The sequence below is a fragment of the Roseixanthobacter psychrophilus genome (genome assembly GCF_043195195.1).
Taxonomy (GTDB): Bacteria; Pseudomonadota; Alphaproteobacteria; order Rhizobiales; family Xanthobacteraceae; genus NCEH01.
In genome coordinates, this window is record NZ_JBAFWT010000097.1 from 1 (window position 1) to 3,743 (window position 3,743).

Annotated in this window: 3 protein-coding genes; all 3 read left to right on the plus strand. The window is 66.8% G+C overall.

Annotation, left to right across the window (positions count from 1 at the left end; translation table 11 throughout):
• Window positions 1–155 precede the first annotated feature (155 nt).
• From V5F77_RS28305 to V5F77_RS28315, 3 genes are read left to right on the plus strand one after another with little or no spacing between them, the layout of a single operon-like run.
• On the plus strand, window positions 156–1,775 hold the full coding sequence (locus tag V5F77_RS28305) for a Mu transposase C-terminal domain-containing protein (RefSeq protein ID WP_429008395.1): 1,620 nt from the start codon (window positions 156–158) through the stop codon (window positions 1,773–1,775).
• Entirely contained in the window at window positions 1,768–2,649 is an 882-nt protein-coding gene (locus tag V5F77_RS28310; RefSeq protein ID WP_414592473.1) for a TniB family NTP-binding protein, read from the plus strand. The genes V5F77_RS28305 and V5F77_RS28310 overlap by 8 nt, the downstream gene beginning before the upstream one ends.
• A 29-nt stretch (window positions 2,650–2,678) precedes the next feature.
• Complete coding sequence (locus tag V5F77_RS28315) at window positions 2,679–3,686, plus strand: TniQ family protein (protein WP_414592557.1); 1,008 nt, start codon at window positions 2,679–2,681, stop codon at window positions 3,684–3,686.
• Window positions 3,687–3,743: the final 57 nt, after the last annotated feature.

Here is a 3,743-nt window from a genome sequence, read left to right on the forward strand (position 1 = left end):
TGTCGGACTACCGGGGTTGATGAGACTGGCGCCTGCGCAATTTCAATGACTTGGCCGTGTCGTCATTATGAGACCGATTCAAGGTAATTGAGACTGGCGACGGTATTGAGTCGGTAGTTGTGAGACCAGCTTGCAGCCAGACGGCGAGGCTGTCCATGAACGATGATGACATCGATCCTGAGGCCTGGGCGCAGGGGCGACATCGCGCCGAGATCCTGTCGAACCTATCGAAGCACCTTGGCGATGCGGAAGTCCGCGACGCCCTGAACGCGCTTGGCGTCAGCCGGGCAACCTTGTTTCGCTGGCTGAAGCGGTTCCGGCAGGATGACCGCACCAGCACACTCCTGCCGCGCCGGCGTGGCCCAAACGCTGGCATGCAGCCTCTGGATCCGGTGGTGCTCACGATCGTCGAGCAGCATTTCCGGAAGCTCTATGCGACGCGCCGCAAGCCCACCCTGACGCGCTTTCAGCAGGAGGTTGCGGCGGACTGCCAGCTTCAAGGCCTGCAGCCGCCATCGATCCGCCGTCTCGGCCGGTGGCTGAAAATGAAAGATCAGGCCGATCTGATGCGCCGACGGGAGGGCGCCGGCAAATCGGAGGCGGTGTTTCTGGCGACGCCAGGCGGATTGGAGGCGGCGGCTCCGCTTGAAATCCTCCAGATCGACCACACCAAGGTCGACGTCACGGTCGTCGATCCGGTAACCCGATTGCCGATCGGCCGGCCGACGCTCACGCTGGCCGTCGACGTCAACACCCGCATGGCGATGGGCTTCTACCTGTCGCTGGAAGCGCCGTCCCTGGCAGCCGTGGCGTTGTGCCTGACCCATGCGGTGATGGACAAGACGGCCTGGCTGACCTCACGGGGGATCGTGGCGGCGTGGCCGGCGCACGGAATTCCTGGGACCATTCATGTCGACAACGGCGCCGAATTCCATGCGCGCGCCTTCGAACGCGCCTGCGGCGAGCATCGCATCGACCTGAGCTACCGTCCACCTGGCACGCCGCGTTTCGGCGGCCATATCGAGCGGCTGATCGGCACGATGATGGGTGCCGTTCACCTCATTCCGGGCTCGCATTTCTCGAACATCGACGAACGCGGCGACCTCGATCCGGAGGCTGAGGCGGTCATGACTTTGCGCGACCTGGAACGCTATCTCGCCCTCGAGATCATCGGCTCCTATCATGCCCGCATCCACAAGGCCCTGGATCTGCCGCCGGCCGCCGCCTGGCAAGCCCGCATCGGCGACGTCACGGTGCGGGTTCCGTCGGATCCGCGGCGGTTCCTGATTGATTTTCTGCCTTTCGAGCAGCGCACTTTGCAGCGCGACGGGCTGCACCTGTTTCACATCCGCTACTGGTCGGACGAGCTGCGTTGGCTGATGGGGCGCGACCGGCAACGACTGACCGTCAAATTTGATCCGCGCGACCTGTCCTGCGTGTTCGTGGCGACAGGGCAGGGGTATCTGGAAGCGCGTCCAGCCGATCGGACCCGCCCGCCTATTGGGCTGTGGGAGCACCGGGCTGCCGTGCGCGCCTTGCGGGAAAAAGGCCGCGAGGCCGTCGACGAGGAGCTCATCTTCTCCACAATCCTCGCCCAGCGATCCCTGGTCGATGAGGCAACGCGCCTGACCAAGGCGATGCGAAGGGATGTCGCCCGGCGCGCGCATCTCGCACCGGACAGGATCATCGACGTGACACCGGAGGTGGTGCCGAACAAGGACGAAAAGCCCCTGCAACTGCCTTATTTCGCGGTGGAGGAATGGGAGGATGACTGAGGCGTTCTCGCATCTCTTCCCCGCTAGCCGGCCGATCGCCGCGCTGAGCGCGGACGAGCGCATCCGGCGCATTCGCGCCGACCGCTGGATCAACTATCCGCGCGCCGAACAGGCGCTCCAGAAGCTCGAAGCCCTGCTTGCCTTCCCGCCACGGGCGCGCATGCCCAACCTGCTCATCGTCGGCGCCAGCGGCATGGGCAAGACCATGATCGTCGAAAAGTTCGCCCGCGACCACCCCTCGCAGTTCGATACGGTGACGGGGCGCATGCATATGCCGGTCATCGCCGTCCAGATGGTGCCGGGCCCCGACGAAGCCCGTTTCTACAAGCGGCTCCTGGCGGCGATCGGGGCACCTGAACCGCCGCGGGCGACGCTGTCGGTACTGGAGAGCCTGACGCTGCGCCTGCTGTCCGAGATCCGGCCGGGGCTGCTGGTCATCGACGAGGTGCACAGCCTGCAGGCCGGCACCGTGCGGGAGCAGACCCGCTTCCTGAACATGCTGCGTTTTCTCGGCAATGAGCTGCGGATTCCGCTCGTCTGCGTCGGTACGCAGCAGGCGCGAAACGCGCTGCGCACCGATGATCAGCTGGTGCGCCGGTTCGAGGCCTTCGCGCTGCCGCCCTGGCAGAATGACGAGGATTTCGGCGGTCTGATCGGCAGCCTGCAGCGCAGTTTGCCGCTGCGGCAACCCAGCGAGTTCGCCGATGCGACGCTGAAGCGCCTCATCGAGGTGACGGGAGGGATCACGGCCGGCATCTTCTTGCTGGTGAGCGCGCTCGCCATCGCCGCGATCGAGAGCGGCGAGGAAAGGATCACGCCCGGCGCGGTCGCAGACAAGCGCAGCGTGCTGGCTCTCGTGGGAGAGCCCGTGTGAGGGACCCACCGGCACCGGCTCCGTTGCCGGTGGTGCCGCGGCCGGGCCCCGACGAGCGTCTGTCGTCCTGGCTGGGGCGGCTTGCGCGGCTCTACGGCATGCCGGCGGAGGCGCTTCTGGCGCATTGCGGCCTCGGCCGCTTCAGCGTTCGCGAGCTCGAATGGCGCCTCGGGGCAGGGGAGGGGGCCGTGCTGGCTGGCCGCACCGGCATGACCGTTGAGGGGCTGCGGAGGCTGACTTTCGACGAGATCACGCCGCAGGCGCGCCTGATGATCGCCGCGGCAAGCCGCTATGTCTGTCCGCGTTGTCCGGCCGGGCTCCACCGCAAGGCCACGGCCTTTCCCTGGAATTTCTGGTGCGATGAACACGGTGTCCGGTTCGGAGGGAAGGCTGGGACAGGACTGGATGCGCGGCTGACGCAAACACAGTTGACCAGGCTCGATCCCAGTGCGCGGAGCGGAGCGCTGCGGCTGGCCGATTGGGCGCAGGGGAAGGAGGAGGGCGCGCCCGCGGTGCCCGCGCTGCTGGACCTCCTGACGACGCGGCATCGCAGGTCCTCGCCCCCGTCGCTGGCCGAGCAGCCGATCCTGTCGCTCGCCGCGCGCCGGGCCAATCACGATTTCCTCACGCGGCCGATTGCCCGGCAGGCACTTCAGGTCGTCGTGCCCGAGTACGATCGGGTGGCGCCTGTGCTCGCCAAGCCGGTGCGCCCAGGCCTGTTTTCGCTCGCGCAAGGCTCGCTGCTGCAGAACTATGCCTTGGCCGTTGGCGTCGGGCGGCTGTGCGCGGATCCCGTTGGATGCGCCGCTTCGGTGCTGCTGGCGAGCGATCAGGAAGGGGACGAGCGGCTGCGGGAGGTCCTGCGGGCGTGGCCGCCGGCGCTGCGGCGGTGCATCTATGCCCGGCTCGGGCGCCTCCGTGTCGCCAGAGACGCCGCCTCAGCGGTCGTCGCAACGGCCCGGCCGTCCCGGAAAGCCCGCCAGTCTCATAAATTCCGACTCAGCCAGTCTCACAAGGGTGCTCCGGGAGTCTCATAATTATGCGCGAGATGTCCGCCCAAGCCCTTGAGTCTCACAAATTCCGCCTATCCGACA

What these genes read in the sequence shown, in the direction of transcription:
- V5F77_RS28305 (WP_429008395.1), top strand. Translation starts at nt 156, where the DNA reads ATGAACGATGATGACATCGATCCTGAGGCCTGGGCGCAGGGGCGACAT.
- V5F77_RS28310 (WP_414592473.1), top strand. Translation starts at nt 1,768, where the DNA reads ATGACTGAGGCGTTCTCGCATCTCTTCCCCGCTAGCCGGCCGATCGCC.